Origin of the sequence: Paenibacillus chibensis, assembly GCF_004001045.1 — a bacterium.
GTDB classification, from domain to species: domain Bacteria; phylum Bacillota; class Bacilli; order Paenibacillales; family Paenibacillaceae; genus Paenibacillus_AQ; species Paenibacillus_AQ chibensis.
The window spans coordinates 1-14,153 of sequence record NZ_BIMK01000021.1; the positions used below are offsets into that span (position 1 = coordinate 1).

14 protein-coding genes are annotated in these 14,153 nt (G+C 44.2%); 5 read left to right on the forward strand and 9 right to left on the reverse strand.

The window, feature by feature from the left end; all coding sequences use genetic code 11:
- Positions 1-29: 29 nt before the first annotated feature.
- The gene (locus tag PCH05_RS16770; RefSeq protein ID WP_127603970.1) at positions 30-1,322 is read right to left on the reverse strand and encodes a hypothetical protein; all 1,293 of its coding nucleotides are present in this window, start codon (positions 1,320-1,322) and stop codon (positions 30-32) included.
- A 369-nt stretch (positions 1,323-1,691) separates the two neighbouring features.
- Here PCH05_RS16770 and PCH05_RS16775 point away from each other — a divergent pair, with 369 nt between their 5' ends.
- The 4 genes from PCH05_RS16775 to PCH05_RS16790 all read left to right on the forward strand — a co-directional run bounded on the left by PCH05_RS16775 (position 1,692) and on the right by PCH05_RS16790 (position 5,574).
- Positions 1,692-2,306, forward strand: a complete 615-nt coding sequence (locus PCH05_RS16775; RefSeq protein ID WP_127603972.1) for a hypothetical protein — start codon at positions 1,692-1,694, stop codon at positions 2,304-2,306.
- Positions 2,287-3,933 carry a DNA primase family protein gene (locus PCH05_RS16780; RefSeq protein ID WP_127603974.1) on the forward strand — a complete coding sequence of 549 codons (1,647 nt, stop codon included), beginning with the start codon at positions 2,287-2,289 and terminating at the stop codon, positions 3,931-3,933. The genes PCH05_RS16775 and PCH05_RS16780 overlap by 20 nt, the downstream gene beginning before the upstream one ends.
- 138 nt (positions 3,934-4,071) lie before the next feature.
- Positions 4,072-4,272, forward strand: a complete 201-nt coding sequence (locus tag PCH05_RS16785; protein ID WP_127603976.1) for a helix-turn-helix transcriptional regulator — start codon at positions 4,072-4,074, stop codon at positions 4,270-4,272.
- Positions 4,273-4,368: 96 nt separating this feature from the next.
- Positions 4,369-5,574 (forward strand): site-specific integrase, encoded by a 1,206-nt coding sequence (locus tag PCH05_RS16790; protein ID WP_127603978.1) that lies wholly within the window; start codon positions 4,369-4,371, stop codon positions 5,572-5,574.
- A 36-nt stretch (positions 5,575-5,610) separates the two neighbouring features.
- Here PCH05_RS16790 and PCH05_RS16795 read toward each other — a convergent pair whose 3' ends face one another.
- The 8 genes from PCH05_RS16795 to PCH05_RS16830 all read right to left on the reverse strand — a co-directional run bounded on the left by PCH05_RS16795 (position 5,611) and on the right by PCH05_RS16830 (position 11,660).
- The gene (locus PCH05_RS16795; protein WP_127603980.1) at positions 5,611-6,132 is read right to left on the reverse strand and encodes a hypothetical protein; all 522 of its coding nucleotides are present in this window, start codon (positions 6,130-6,132) and stop codon (positions 5,611-5,613) included.
- Positions 6,133-6,341: 209 nt separating this feature from the next.
- On the reverse strand, positions 6,342-7,970 hold the full coding sequence (gene groL / locus PCH05_RS16800; RefSeq protein ID WP_127603983.1) for a chaperonin GroEL: 1,629 nt from the start codon (positions 7,968-7,970) through the stop codon (positions 6,342-6,344).
- Positions 7,971-8,022: 52 nt separating this feature from the next.
- Positions 8,023-8,304 carry a co-chaperone GroES gene (groES, locus tag PCH05_RS16805; RefSeq protein ID WP_127603985.1) on the reverse strand — a complete coding sequence of 94 codons (282 nt, stop codon included), beginning with the start codon at positions 8,302-8,304 and terminating at the stop codon, positions 8,023-8,025.
- A 374-nt stretch (positions 8,305-8,678) separates the two neighbouring features.
- Positions 8,679-9,452: a twin-arginine translocase subunit TatC gene (gene tatC, locus PCH05_RS16810; protein WP_127603987.1), complete on the reverse strand. Its 774-nt coding sequence runs from the start codon at positions 9,450-9,452 to the stop codon at positions 8,679-8,681.
- An 85-nt stretch (positions 9,453-9,537) separates the two neighbouring features.
- Positions 9,538-9,810 carry a twin-arginine translocase TatA/TatE family subunit gene (locus PCH05_RS16815; RefSeq protein WP_127603989.1) on the reverse strand — a complete coding sequence of 91 codons (273 nt, stop codon included), beginning with the start codon at positions 9,808-9,810 and terminating at the stop codon, positions 9,538-9,540.
- Positions 9,811-10,024: 214 nt separating this feature from the next.
- On the reverse strand, positions 10,025-10,510 hold the full coding sequence (locus tag PCH05_RS16820; RefSeq protein ID WP_127603991.1) for a MogA/MoaB family molybdenum cofactor biosynthesis protein: 486 nt from the start codon (positions 10,508-10,510) through the stop codon (positions 10,025-10,027).
- A gap of 36 nt (positions 10,511-10,546) precedes the next feature.
- On the reverse strand, positions 10,547-11,032 hold the full coding sequence (moaC, locus tag PCH05_RS16825) for a cyclic pyranopterin monophosphate synthase MoaC (RefSeq protein ID WP_127603993.1): 486 nt from the start codon (positions 11,030-11,032) through the stop codon (positions 10,547-10,549).
- Positions 11,013-11,660: a 5-formyltetrahydrofolate cyclo-ligase gene (locus tag PCH05_RS16830; RefSeq protein WP_127603995.1), complete on the reverse strand. Its 648-nt coding sequence runs from the start codon at positions 11,658-11,660 to the stop codon at positions 11,013-11,015. The genes moaC and PCH05_RS16830 overlap by 20 nt, the downstream gene beginning before the upstream one ends.
- 337 nt (positions 11,661-11,997) lie before the next feature.
- On the opposite strand from PCH05_RS16830, the gene PCH05_RS16835 reads away from it, so the two are divergent.
- The gene (locus tag PCH05_RS16835; RefSeq protein WP_127603998.1) at positions 11,998-13,947 is read left to right on the forward strand and encodes an ABC-F family ATP-binding cassette domain-containing protein; all 1,950 of its coding nucleotides are present in this window, start codon (positions 11,998-12,000) and stop codon (positions 13,945-13,947) included.
- Positions 13,948-14,153 lie beyond the last annotated feature (206 nt).

Consider the following 14,153-nt stretch of genomic DNA (forward strand, 5'->3'; position numbering starts at 1 on the left):
CTAGTAATCGCATCAATAACTTTCAAGACTTAATTTTTTACCCCATATCTACTATTATAAAAAGCCTTATACGCATACGAATATGCTTCATACAGATGAGTATTCTCTTCACATTCATAAGGGACATAAATAGGTATTCCCTCTTCCAGAAATTCATCGATAAGGTTTTCATATGGTTCATCATTATGTAAGCGCTTATACACACAATAATCCAGGCGGATTTTACTGTCAACATACTCATATTCCGACTGACATTCTTTATTCAACAAATCGCTAAAGATATCTTTGCAATGGTTAAAAATCCGGTTAAAAGTACCCCATACCTTCTCGTTAGTAAACAATTCCTCACTATAGTGATCATCAATTAGTAGAGTTTTCACACCAAGGGCATTGATCTTAGCAATATGGCTTGCCCCTTCAAGAATGCGCTTTTTTCTATGGTATCTTTCATTATCATTGGCGTCTTCAAGAGTTTTGATTTCGTTCTCAATTCTAATTCGCTGGTATTCCATATAAGGCGAATCCTTGAAAAGACTGATGATATTATTAATATCATATAAATTTGTAATTTCATTAAATAAGTATAAATTAAGTGAACGATTGGATAAATTCCCTTCTTGTATTAATGATTCAATAAAATTCTTGAAATTCCCCTGAGCTTTCCGGAAAATTTCCACCTCATTTGGATACTCACTTCTGGTCCATTTGAGCGATAAGTATTTTCTATTAATAATATTAAGCCTTTTCCTACTCTTTAACTTTGGCAGGTATTTATAAGTGTGGCTTAATGCATAAGCATACCAAGTAAATGATATCTTAGGAACATTAAATTCAATAGCATCTAGATTCATCTGCACAGCACTATCGACTTCATCCATCTCAGAATGTTTTATATTCGACATATATTCTTTAACATGTTTTTCAAATGCATCGAATCCATAGAATAGCTCATTCACAATGTCCTTATGTTTTAAACGTGAATTTTTGATACTAAAGTAATCAACTAGGTTAATCAATGCATCTTTTAATAAATACATTTTAATATCAGATAAGAAGTAATATAGAAAAGCATCGTAATCTTGCTTTTCATAAAGAGAATTTTCAACCTTTCTAGAAATGAAGCTATCCCCCAGATTCTCACTCCCTATCAACAACTCAAAAAAAAGAATGATCCGGTCATCAAAAATTATATTTGGAAAAGAGCTATCCTCATCTTGAGTTATTTCAAAAAGAGAATATTTCTCCCTATCATGTTCAAAATCATCAATTGCACTGACTGTGTTGGATAAAACTTCATCTATAATTGTTCGAGTGTAATCCATCAAAAAATACTCCTCTACTTAATAAAAATCTATTATGAATGTTCATACTGTTCATCCATTTATTCTGAATTAGACTACATTAAATATCAACCCAAGATTTAGTATGAATAAAAATCCCATAATCTTTATAAAAAAGGCATGAACACTATGAACAGAATCCAAACTATTGTCTGAAGATTAAAAAAAGGATGAACATTATGAACAGAACTTCCCCCGTAAATAACAATAATGATTTTATTTGTCAATACTGCCTTACTACATTTTTTTATAGCGGCGTGTATTGTACCCTGTATTTTGAATTTGTTTAGTCTTTTGTAAACTCAAGTTATCCTAAAACCACGGGATAAATTGAGAAAAAGGGTGATTACAATGATTGAATCAAAAAAGTTATCAAAAACAGTGAATCAGTTCCATGAGGTGATCAAACAAAGTAAAGAAAGTATTGGTAGATGTGTCAGTTTGATAATTAATAATGACAATGGAAACGCACTTTTGAATGGACTTTCAATTGAGCAGGTAATACCACGATCAGCAATTGCTGTGATAAGACAGAATAAACAATCTTTTGTTAAAGGATATTTTGACGAACTCTATTTCGAATTCTCATCAAGTGAAGATCTGAATCCTTCGAGCCCTTTATTAATTGGAATTGATTGTAGAATTAAAGATAACACCAGGATTTACTATAAATCTGAAGCAACCATAGGTAAGGTTTCATCAAGTACTAAGTTGAACATGGAAGATTATATATATATTTTTTGGGAATATGGATCGAATGCCTGTTTAACCATTTGTAGTTATGACCCAATTCAAGATCAAGTTATAAGAGAAACTGTTTCTGCTAATAACGAACCGATGAAAAGATTTCTAAAGACGGTTGTTCGACAAGCCCTCCCTCCCTATGAAGAGCAAAACCTGGTTAATGAACAATCGTTAGAGGAAGATTCGGAGGAGATACTTGACTATGAAGCAGAATGGAACTAGTAAGAATCAAAGTAATAAAGATATCCCATTAATATTTGGTAATGAAATGAAAAGTGGAATTTATCATCCTAATGAGCACGACGACGAAGATAAGAATGCAAACTTATGGAGCGGTTTCCTCTGTAATTCACAGGATAAAGAGAATACCGGGATCTTGCACATCGAACATAAAAAAAAATCCGTAGACTCCACTACAAAAAACATATCACAACGCATTCCTACTCAAAGGGAAGAATCTCGAACTTCTTTAACGGTAATTCCTCCGAAGCGGTCTGGATCAATAAAATCACCAGCCAAAAAACTACAGCATGAAAGATCAAATGAAAAAAAAGCGCCGAAAAGACTTTCCAATCACTCCCTAGCTGAAGTGTTAATGAATTCATATAGGTTTTCTGTCATTGAAAACAATCTATATTACTGGAATCAAACGCTTGGATACCATGTTGGCCTAACAGATAAAGCAGATATTTTCGTCCGTCAAAAAATTCCTGAGCAGTTGAAAGGACTTATCACATTTAAGAGTAGTGAAGAAATTATTCAATGGATAAAAGCTACGGATCAACTACAAGTAAGTGAAAAAGATCTTATAAAACGAAAAGAATTTGTTGCTTTTTCGAACTGTGTTGTAAAAATAAGTGATTTCTCGGTTCATAATCATAGTCCCGATTATTACTTTACATCGGTTATAAATACGGAGTATCCCTATCAATACAGAGCAAGAGGAGACACTTTCGAAAACTTCATGCAACAAATTACAGATGGTGATGACTCGAAGTATTTAAGACTACAAGAGCTTTTTGGATATACATTATCCGAAATCAGAGATGTGAAAGCAATTCCATTTCTCTTAGGTCCTAAAGATTCAGGTAAGTCAATTATACTCAAATTGCTAATGCATATGGTTGGGACTGAGTTTTCTTCCACTCTAAACTTTGATGAAATGAACCAGTCGAATTTCTTATGTCAACTCTTCGGTAAGAAGCTTAATGCTTGTGGCGAAGTGTCAGAATTGGCTATCAATCGCTTGGATATTATTAAAAAATTATCAGGTGGTGATTATGTCATGGCGCGATATTTATACAGTCAAGCTTTTAAATTCATTAATAAGGCTGTATTACTATTCGCAGGAAATCATTTACCTATTATTAAAGGAAATGATAGATCAAATGCTTTTAGCGAAAGACTAGTCATTTTCCCCTTTAATTTTCAAGTTCCGAAAGAAAGACAAGATATCTACCTTTTCGAGAAATTGGTTAAGGAAGCCCCATATATTGCTCAATGGTCGCTTATTGGTTTAAAGCGCTGGTGTCAAAATAATTATCAGTTCACAACTTGTGATGAGATTGAAAATTTATCCAATAATTATTCGGAACAAAACAATTCTATCTTAGCCTTTGTAAACAGCTGTTGCATATTTGATCCAGAAGTTAGAATTCATAATGATGATTTAGAGTCTGCCTACAAAATGTATTGCAGGAATGTTGGAATTATTGAAGAGAGCAACAAAGCATTTCATAAATGCTTAAAACTAACCAATGACTTGAGGTATACTCGATTTCGATTTAACGGTGATAACAAATTTGGATATATTGGTATAGGCCTTCGTTCTGAATTCAATGATTTTTAGGTATTAGACGCGCCAACTTCTCTATCAAAAATATATATTATCTAGTAATACTTATTGAAGTTGAATTCAATAACACAATATACCGATTACATTTCTTAAGGTGCCATGACTAAATATTATTTATAGGAAGGTGTTAATATGACTCGGAACGATTATCCTCTTGTATTACAAATCAAAGATGTACAGGGAATTCTAGGTTTCAGTAAATCAACAACCTACGAGATAGCTAAGGCACCTGATTTCCCACTTATTCAGATTAATAAGCGTAAAATCGTTTATCGTGATGAGTTCTTCTCATGGCTTGACAGCAAGAGGGAACAAGCTGCCGCTTTTAATTAATCAAAGCAACATATAATGCGAGCGAGGACGGAAGCAAATCTGTGTCCTCGCTTTTTATTTACCCAAAAACCAAAATAATACAATGGAGGTCTCAAAATGCAAGGTTACTTCAGAAAACGCGGTTGCAAGTGTGATGGTAAAAGATGCACTTGTGATGCTACATGGTCATTCTCATTAGATCTCGGGAGAGATCCTAGGACAGGGAAACGAAAACAAAAGACAGTCAGTGGATTTAAAACAAAAAAGGAGGCTCAGCTTGCCGCTGCTGCAATCCAACAGGAATTAGCACAGGGAACCTTCATAGCTGAGAAAGATATCTCGTTTAAGGAATTTGTTTCGGAGTGGATTAAGCTCTATCAAACATCTGTTAAAGTCAGTACCGTCCGAGTTCGGCACCATGAATCTGGTAAATTAATGGAATACTTCGAGGGATATCAGGTAAAGCAAGTTTCTAAGAAGATGTACCAAGACGTACTTGTCGACCTTTATGAGAAAGGATATGCACTAAATACAATAGCCGGGATACACTCTACTGGCAAGATGATATTCTCAAAAGCTGTAGAGCTGGAAGTAATTAAAAATGACCCTACTCAATACGCCAAGCTCCCAAGACCCCAGAAGACTGTAGAAGAAATAGAAAACGAAGAACAGATAATCAAATATCTTGAGAAAGAAGAACTGGCACGTTTTCTACAAACAGCAAAGGAACAAGGACTAGAACGTGACTGTGCCATATTTACAACTCTAGCTTATAGCGGTCTGAGGGTTGGAGAGCTATGTGCTATGAAATGGAGAGACCTGTCATTTACAGAGCATACTGTAAGCATTACAAAGACTTATTACAATCCAAAAAACAGGGCTACAGACTATCAACTTCTAACACCTAAAACAAGTACCTCAAGAAGGACCATTGAGCTTGATCCTAGTGTTTTTAAAGAACTAGAGAAACTGAAAGCAAAACAAAACGAATTAAAGATGTTGAATCGGGATGTCTACTACGATAACGATTTTGTATTTGCAAAAACTGCAAAGAATATGGGCTATCCCGAATTTATTAAGACGATACAAAATCGTATGAGAAGGCTTCTGAAGCTTGCTGGCCTCAACGAGGGACTGACTCCTCACTCCTTACGCCACACGCATACGTCCCTCCTGGCAGAGGCTGGCGTGGGCATACATGAGATCATGGAACGCTTGGGACATCAGGACGATGAGATCACAAAACGTGTGTATCTTCACGTTACAAAAACCATGAAAAAAGAAGCTTCCCATAAGTTTGGTGAACTAATGAGAAGCCTTTAAAGCTACTCCGCCCTACTAGGGCGGAGTGATTTATCCTTATATTTCGATAATATAGAAATTACTTTTTTCATTCAAATCATTCCATTGAAATGAATATTGTCCCATTAAAGATATAAACTCGTCATCCTTGCCTTGTCCTGTTGGCCTGTAAATGTCTCCATATATTGAATATTCTTCTCTAAAATATCTGTAAATTCCATGGTTGCTCTTACCTTCATAAAATGGTCTGCGGGAAACGAGTGTAACAGAAGCAGTATTATTAAATCCCCGATCCTTCAACTGTTCCATAAATTTAACATCCTTAACAAATGAATACATCTGCTCAGGATACTGACCATTTAAAGGACATTTCAACTCAATTGCCTCAGATTTAACTCTACTATTTACAAGTTTACCTGCTTGGCTTGGATTTTTAAGTATTACAATAGCAGTCGGACCATCCTCCGGTCTATTCTTGAACGGTATTTCAATTGCATATCTCCAATTGGAACATTCAGACTGATCTGGATTGGATCTGATATTGTTGAGGTCTACATGTGGACCAAACCAGTATTCCATTTATATTCTTCCTCTCTCTATACAAGAATAACAATTCGAAACTAAAGGAGATAATTCTAACATCGAATGATTTAGACGTAATTTCACAGCAAAAAAAGACACCTTAGAGTTCCCTCTAAGATGTCTCTTCTACACGATGTGGTCAAAATGTGGTCAAACGGGGTTTCCGCGAGAGGAAACCCTTGATGCATAAGGGGTTATACCCCTTATTACATCATGCCGCCCATACCGCCCATGCCGCCCATATCAGGCATTGCTGCCTTTTCCGGTTCTGGCTTGTCAGCGATCACGGCTTCAGTGGTCAGGAACATCGCCGCTACGGAAGCTGCGTTTTGCAGGGCAGAACGCGTTACTTTCGCAGGGTCAACGATTCCGGCTTCGAACATGTTCACCCACTCGTCGGTTGCAGCGTTGTAGCCTACGCCGACATCTTCTTTTTTCAGGCGTTCCACGATCACGGAACCTTCTTGGCCAGCGTTCGCTGCGATCGTGCGGATTGGCTCTTCCAGAGCGCGCAGAACGATGTTCACGCCTGTTTTTTCGTCGCCAGTCACGTCTACTGCAGCTACAGCTTTGTATACGTTCACGAGGGCTGTACCGCCACCGGACACGATACCTTCTTCAACCGCAGCACGGGTTGCGTTCAGGGCGTCTTCGATGCGCAGTTTGCGTTCTTTCAGTTCGGTTTCGGTTGCAGCGCCGACTTTGATAACCGCTACGCCGCCAGCCAGTTTAGCCAGACGCTCTTGCAGTTTTTCTTTGTCGAACTCGGAAGTGGTTTCTTCCAGCTGCGCACGGATTTGGTTCACGCGAGCCGTGATGTCGGATTTGTCGCCGCTTCCGTCCACGATCGTCGTGTTTTCTTTCGTTACGCGCACTTGACGTGCGTTGCCCAATTGATCGATCGAAGCGCTCTTCAGGTCCAGACCGAGCTTCTCGGTGATCACTTGGCCGCCAGTCAGGGCAGCGATATCCTGCAGCATCGCTTCGCGGCGGTCACCAAAGCCAGGAGCTTTAACGGCAACAGCGTTGAACGTTCCGCGCAGTTTGTTCACAACCAGCATCGCTTGTGCTTCGCCTTCGATATCTTCAGCGATGATGACGAGCGGTCTGCCTTGTTGTACGATTTTCTCGAGCAATGGCAGGATTTCTTGGGTTGTGGAGATTTTTTTGTCGGTGATCAGGATGTATGGATTGTCCAGAACAGCTTCCATTTTGTCCGTATCGGTGATCATGTATGGAGATACATAACCGCGGTCGAACTGCATGCCTTCCACGACTTCCAGCTCCGTATTGAATCCGCGGGATTCTTCAACGGTGATGACACCGTCTTTACCCACTTTTTCCATCGCTTCGGCGATCAGTTGGCCAACTTCTTCGTCAGCAGCGGAGATCGAAGCGACTTGAGCGATTTTTTGGTTGTCGTTCACTGCGATTGCGATGTTTTTCAATTCAGTTACCGCAGCCTTAACCGCTTTGTCGATCCCTTTGCGGATGACCATCGGGTTAGCGCCAGCAGTTACGTTTTTCAGACCTTCGCGGATCATGGCTTGAGCCAGAACCGTTGCTGTTGTCGTACCGTCACCGGCTACGTCATTGGTTTTGGTCGCTACTTCTTTAACCAGCTGAGCGCCCATGTTTTCAAAAGCGTCTTCCAGCTCGATTTCTTTTGCGATCGTCACGCCGTCATTAGTAATGAGCGGGCTGCCGAATTTTTTCTCCAGAACGACGTTGCGGCCTTTAGGTCCGAGCGTCACTTTTACAGCGTTAGCCAAAGCGTCTACACCACGCAGCATGGAGCGGCGTGCGTCTTCACTGAAACGGATATCTTTTGCCATGTTGATAAAAACCTCCCATAAAATAGTGTTGGTATGTTCCTATGTTCAGGCCTTAGCCTACGATTGCGTGAATGTCGCTTTCTTTCATAATCAGATACTCTTTACCTTCATACTTGATTTCTGTTCCGGCATACTTGGAGAAAAGAACACGGTCGCCTTCTTTGACTTCCAAAGGAACGCGAACTCCGTCTTTCACAGCCCCGCCGCCGATAGCGATAATTTTGCCTTCTTGCGGCTTTTCTTTCGCGGAGTCCGGAAGGACAATCCCGAATGAAGTCGTTTCCTCTTGTTCGATCGGTTCTACCAATACGCGGTCACCTAAAGGTTTGATCATGAAAAATAGCCTCCTTGTTAATATGTTGTGATTCTGTAACGGCGTTGTTGTCGTTATGTATTAGCACTCGACAACGTCTAGTGCTAACAACCACCTTTATGATACTCAACTTGGGCGCAGATTTCAAGTCCTATGGATTGCTTTTTTTCAAAGAAATCCGCGCTTTTGTCTCATGGAGCATGGCTTGTCCTCTCCTGATAAAAAGAAGCTCCGATAACACATACTCCATCATTCTATCCACCCCATTTTAAAATATGCCAGGGAACCGGGTAAAAATTTAGAAGTGAATGGATGTAAAAATACAAAAAGAGCATCCCCCTGCACTAGAGAAGGCTGCTCTTTTGTATACATTGAATCCTGCTTAACCACATGCATCATTCCATGTTCGCAGGGAATTTATATCGTTCCTCTGCCGCCTCATCGGCCGCAAGCTGCTTCCGGTATACGATCGAGGACAAGTACACGCTGAACTCATACAGCAGCAGCAGCGGGATCGTCACCAGGAAATCCGATATGAAGTCCGGCGGCGTGATGACAATCGCGATGAATACGAGCACAAAATACGATATCTTCCGCATCTTCCGCAGTCTGCGCGGATTCAGTATCCGGAGCTTGGTCAAGAACATGACGATCAGCGGCAGCTCGAACAGCAGCGCGATCGGCACGACCAGCGTGAACATGAAGTTGAAATATTGGGAGATGCCGTAGGTTTCAGTCAGGCCCATATTTTTCGTAATCGTCGTCGTGAAGCCGAGCGCCATCGGAAAGACCACGTAGTATCCGAACGCAATGCCGATCAGGAATAAAATAAAGACGTAGGGCACGTAACGCAGTGCCGCTTTACGCTCGATTTCACGCAGGCCCGGGCTAACGAACGCCCACAGCTGGTATGCCGTGAACGGGATCGTCAATACGAGCGCCACCACCATGGCGATTTTCATGTACATGCCGATGCCGTCCCAGAAGGCGAACGCATGCAGCTGAAAGTCCTTGGCCGAGTCCACGCTGATCAGGTATTGATAAATAGGATTCGCGCAGATCAGACCGAGGATCAGCCCCAGCAGCAGAACGATCAGAATGAAAATGATGCGCTTGCGCAGTTCACCCAGGTGATCGACGATCGACATTTCTACCTGTTTATCAGACATGCTGTCACCATCCTATCTCTTCTGCCTGCGGACAAAACAAAATCCCTCCCCGCACGGAAGGGATTTCAAAGTCATTCCGGAACGATTATTCAGGAAGACGTTTATTGTCAGCAGTGCTTGCCGAAGCTGCCGGAGCAGCGGCTTGTACTTCACTTGGAGCAGAAGCCAGCGGTTTTGCCGGTTCGTTGTTGCGGGAAGCCTGGTCGTCTTCACCGATAATTTCGCGGGCCCCATCCTTAAACTCACGGAAGGTGCGTCCAACCGCACGTCCAAGCTCAGGAAGCTTGTTCGGTCCGAACAACAGCAGGGCCAGAATCACCAGCAAAATAATACCCGGTACGCCAATGCCACTAAGCATATCAAATTCTCCTCTCTGTACTTTACTCCTTAAGCAAAAACCACATCTCGCCGCCTTTGATTAATAGAGGAAAGAGAATCAAAAGTTGTTGTTATCAAAACATAACGAACTAGATTTAGACAAAGTTTTGCCACAAAGATATCATACCATAACTCAAATCACAACAATATCAAATAAGTGTGACAAATTTGGAAATCCGCCCGTAATTTTTAGGCTACTGGCGGAATTGTCCCGTAACCATCAGCAGCGCTTCAGGCAGCTGATCCATAATGGCCGCCAAATTTTCGTGTACCCCTTTAGGCGTTCCCGGCAAATTGACGATCAAGGTCCGGCCGCGGATGCCGACGATCCCTCTGAACAGCATCGCTCCCCGGTTCTTTTGCATGACCGTCGCTCGCATCGCCTCTGCCATCCCGGGCACTTCCCGCTCAATGACCCGCCGGGTCGCCTCCGGCGTGACATCCCTGATCGCAAGCTCCGTACCTCCGGTGGTCAGCACCAAATCGGCCTGAAAGTAATCCGTGAGTTCAATGAGTGATGCAATGATATCATCCTGCTCGTCGGGTACGATCCGGTACTCCACAATCTCCCCGCCCAGTTCCTCCTCCACCAGCTCCCGGATGACCTGGGCGCTTGTATCTTCACGCTCACCTCTTGAGCCTTTATCGCTTGCCGTCAAGATCGCTGTTTTCCACACCATGAGATCACCCCTCCTCCTACGCATCCTTTTACTTGATTATAGCAAATCTGACGATTCCCGCTGATAATCGCCGCTTTTGCCTCCGGTCTTGGACTTCAGCATCGTCGGTCCGATGATCATGTCCTTCTGCAGCGCTTTGCACATATCGTACACGGTCAGGGCTGCGGCCGAAACGGCGGTCAACGCCTCCATTTCCACGCCCGTTTTTCCGGTCGTCTTCACGGTTCCTTCTATATATAGCTCATCCTTCCCGTTATCCGTGAATTGAATGTCAATTCCCGTTAACGGCAGCGGGTGGCACATCGGAATCCAGTCGGACGTTTTCTTCGCCGCCATAACGCCGGCTACCGAAGCGACGGCAAGCACGTCGCCTTTGCCGATCTTCCCTTCCTTAATCCGGTTTAGCGTCTCCGGAGCCATCTTCACCATCGTCTGCGCAACCGCCGTCCGCGAAGTGATCTCCTTATCCGAAACGTCCACCATCTTCGCTCTGCCTTGTTCATTAAAATGCGTCAGCTCCATCTTCAGCCTCCTCGTTGATTTGCAAACATTCCGCTTCCGTAATCAGAACCTGAAGACGCGCGTCGGTCTTTTCCATGGGAACCTCTTCGATCACTTGGATCTCAAATCCGATGCCCGCCCACTCAGGCGGCTTCCCAGCTCCTTCCGAAACCCGAATACGTGCATGAAGACGGTCATAATAACCGCCTCCGTAACCTAATCTTCCGCCTGCCCGATCAAAAGCCAGCCCCGGCGCAAAAATCGCTTCAGGCACGAATTCTTCGGAAACCGCAGGCGAAACCAGCGGATTCGGCTCCAAAATGCCATAAGAGCCCGCGTCCAGCTCGTCCCAGCTTCGCAGCCGATGAAGCGTCATCGAGCAGTCCTCCCGCCTGCAGCGGGGCGCATATACAGCAATGCCTTTCTGCCACGCCTGCTCAATCAGCGGTTTCGTATCCAGCTCGCTGCGAAAAGGCACATACACCAGCATGCTCCGGATATGGTTGTGCGAAAGCCAGCCGGCTGCCCTTGCGCAAGCCATCTCGGAATATTCCCGATGCTGCTCCGGGGGCAGTGCGCCGCGAACACCGGACATTCGAAGGCGTAGCTGGGCTTTGCGTTCCTGTATGATGGCTTGTTCGCCGTTCATCGCTTCAAAACAGCTGCCTTCCTCATCAAAGTAAATTTAGTTTTCGGAAATTTCATTTCATTTTCAGTTTTCCAATCCGCTACATGAACACTCGTCCATCCTGCGGGTTCATTTTGCTCTTAGTTTACCACTGTTGCTCCATTTTCGCCAAGATTGGTCTGAAGTCCTGCCCCGATAAGTCGCGAATTCTTGAACTTTCATGTACACTGTGATTAAACAAACGATACATGCATTGAAGGGACTATTTCTTTGCTATCTTATTTCATGAATATAGGGATGATGAATCGGGCTTCACGGCCCTGATTATCATCCCGTGTAGACGGAGGTTAAACAGCTCATGCTGCTTCAAGCAAGTGGAATTCGAAAATTATATGGAATCGAGCCCATCCTCGATGGGATTCATCTGCAGATTCAGGAACGGGAGCGCGTAGGGCTCGTCGGCGTCAACGGTGCCGGCAAATCCACCCTTCTGCAAATTTTGGCCGGTGAAATCTCGTATGACGGGGGTCAGATTTATAAATCCAAGGAAACGACGATCGGCTATCTTGCCCAGAATAGCGGACTTCAATCCGACCGCACCATCTGGGAAGAAATGATGAATGTCTTCTCTCCGCTTATCGAAACGGAAAAAGAGCTGCGCTTGCTCGAACAGCAAATCGCAGACCCGGCGGAGATGGACAATCCGAAAAAATATCAGGAGCTGCTCGACCGCTATGCGGTCCGCTCCGACTGGTTTAAGGATCATGGCGGCTATGAGATGGATACCCGCATCCGCAGCGTGCTGCACGGCATGGGTTTTGGCAGCTTCGCGCCGGATACGCCCATCTCAACGCTCAGCGGCGGTCAGAAGACCCGTTTAGCGTTGGCCCGCATTCTGCTCCAGGCGCCGGATCTGCTCATGCTCGACGAACCGACCAACCATTTGGACATTGCCACATTGACGTGGCTGGAGGATTATTTGCGGTCCTATGCCGGCGCGCTGCTCGTCGTTTCCCATGACCGCTACTTCCTGGACCGGCTTGTCACGGCCATCGTGGAGATCGAACGTCATCAGTCGAAGCGCTACACCGGCAACTACAGCCGCTATATCGATCTGAAGGCGGCCGAATATGAATCGGCCATGAAGCAGTTCGAGAAGCAGCAGGATGAGATCGCCCGAATGGAGGATTTTATCCAAAAAAACATCGTCCGGGCCTCCACGACCAAGCGGGCGCAGAGCCGCCGCAAAGCGCTTGATAAAATGGAGCGGATCGATAGGCCGATGGGCGATCTGAAAAAAGCCAGCTTTTCTTTTGATGTGGAGTACATGTCGGGTAAGGATGTGCTGCAGGTCAATCAGCTTGCCGTATCCTTTTCCCCTTCGCACAAGCTGTTTTCCAATGTTTCATTCGATCTGCACCGCGGGGAAACCGTGGCTCTCATCGGTCCGAATGGTATCGGCAAATCGACGCTGCTCAAGTGCTTGATCGGTAGCTTCCGCCAGGAGTCCGGGTCAATCAACTGGGGAACGAAAGTGAAGATTGGCTACTACGATCAGGAACAGACAAACCTCACCCCGTCCAATACGGTGCTGGAGGAGCTGTGGAGCCAATATCCGCATATGGAGGAAGCCCGAATCCGGACCGTGCTCGGCAACTTTCTGTTCAGCGGCGAAGACGTTCTGAAAAAAGTCTCTGCCCTCAGCGGCGGCGAAAAAGCGCGCGTCGCGCTGGCAAAACTGATGCTGCTGGAAGCCAATATGCTTATTCTTGACGAACCGACCAACCATTTGGATCTGTTCAGCAAAGAGGTGCTTGAATCGGCGCTGATCGATTATGAGGGAACCCTTCTTTTCATTTCCCATGACCGTTACTTCCTGAATAAAATGGCCGAGCGCATCGTTGAGCTTCATCCGCAGGGCGTGGAACATTTCCTGGGGAATTATGACGATTACACGGCCAAAAAGCTGGAACTTGAGGAATTATCGAAGGAAGCGCTCGAGGCTGCGGGCGGCAAGGTGACGAAGCAGGAGAATGCTGCCGAAACCGTCGACAAAACGGGCGTCAATTCCTTTGAAGCAGACAAACAGGCCAAGCGCGAGGAACGGAACCGCCAGCGCAGAATCGCCGCCTTGGAGGAGCAGATCCAGCAGCTGGAGTCGGAGATTGCCGGGCTGGATGCGGAAATGGCCAAGCCTGAGGTTTATCAGGATTATATGGCGCTGCAGCAGCATCAACAGGATCAGGAGTCCAAGAAAAAACAACTGGAAGAAGTCTTTGCCGAGTGGGAAACCCTTGCCAGCGAATGATCCGCCTTAAGACATGGATTATAGGTCTTTGAGATCAAGAAATAGAAATTTGTCAAATTCACAAAAATAACTTATTTTTATAAACTGAGGTTTGTGCACATGCTTATCCACATAAACGGTGCATAACCCAATCAAAAAAATGGCCCCCAAGGCCATTTTTTTATGATTAAATGAAGACTCCATGGCAGCATCCACTTTTATCCACC

What these genes read in the sequence shown, in the direction of transcription:
- PCH05_RS16770 (WP_127603970.1), bottom strand. Translation starts at nt 1,322, where the DNA reads ATGGATTACACTCGAACAATTATAGATGAAGTTTTATCCAACACAGTC.
- PCH05_RS16775 (WP_127603972.1), top strand. Translation starts at nt 1,692, where the DNA reads ATGATTGAATCAAAAAAGTTATCAAAAACAGTGAATCAGTTCCATGAG.
- PCH05_RS16780 (WP_127603974.1), top strand. Translation starts at nt 2,287, where the DNA reads ATGAAGCAGAATGGAACTAGTAAGAATCAAAGTAATAAAGATATCCCA.
- PCH05_RS16785 (WP_127603976.1), top strand. Translation starts at nt 4,072, where the DNA reads ATGACTCGGAACGATTATCCTCTTGTATTACAAATCAAAGATGTACAG.
- PCH05_RS16790 (WP_127603978.1), top strand. Translation starts at nt 4,369, where the DNA reads ATGCAAGGTTACTTCAGAAAACGCGGTTGCAAGTGTGATGGTAAAAGA.
- PCH05_RS16795 (WP_127603980.1), bottom strand. Translation starts at nt 6,132, where the DNA reads ATGGAATACTGGTTTGGTCCACATGTAGACCTCAACAATATCAGATCC.
- groL (WP_127603983.1), bottom strand. Translation starts at nt 7,970, where the DNA reads ATGGCAAAAGATATCCGTTTCAGTGAAGACGCACGCCGCTCCATGCTG.
- groES (WP_127603985.1), bottom strand. Translation starts at nt 8,304, where the DNA reads ATGATCAAACCTTTAGGTGACCGCGTATTGGTAGAACCGATCGAACAA.
- tatC (WP_127603987.1), bottom strand. Translation starts at nt 9,452, where the DNA reads ATGTCTGATAAACAGGTAGAAATGTCGATCGTCGATCACCTGGGTGAA.
- PCH05_RS16815 (WP_127603989.1), bottom strand. Translation starts at nt 9,810, where the DNA reads ATGCTTAGTGGCATTGGCGTACCGGGTATTATTTTGCTGGTGATTCTG.
- PCH05_RS16820 (WP_127603991.1), bottom strand. Translation starts at nt 10,510, where the DNA reads ATGGTGTGGAAAACAGCGATCTTGACGGCAAGCGATAAAGGCTCAAGA.
- moaC (WP_127603993.1), bottom strand. Translation starts at nt 11,032, where the DNA reads ATGGAGCTGACGCATTTTAATGAACAAGGCAGAGCGAAGATGGTGGAC.
- PCH05_RS16830 (WP_127603995.1), bottom strand. Translation starts at nt 11,660, where the DNA reads ATGAACGGCGAACAAGCCATCATACAGGAACGCAAAGCCCAGCTACGC.
- PCH05_RS16835 (WP_127603998.1), top strand. Translation starts at nt 11,998, where the DNA reads ATGCTGCTTCAAGCAAGTGGAATTCGAAAATTATATGGAATCGAGCCC.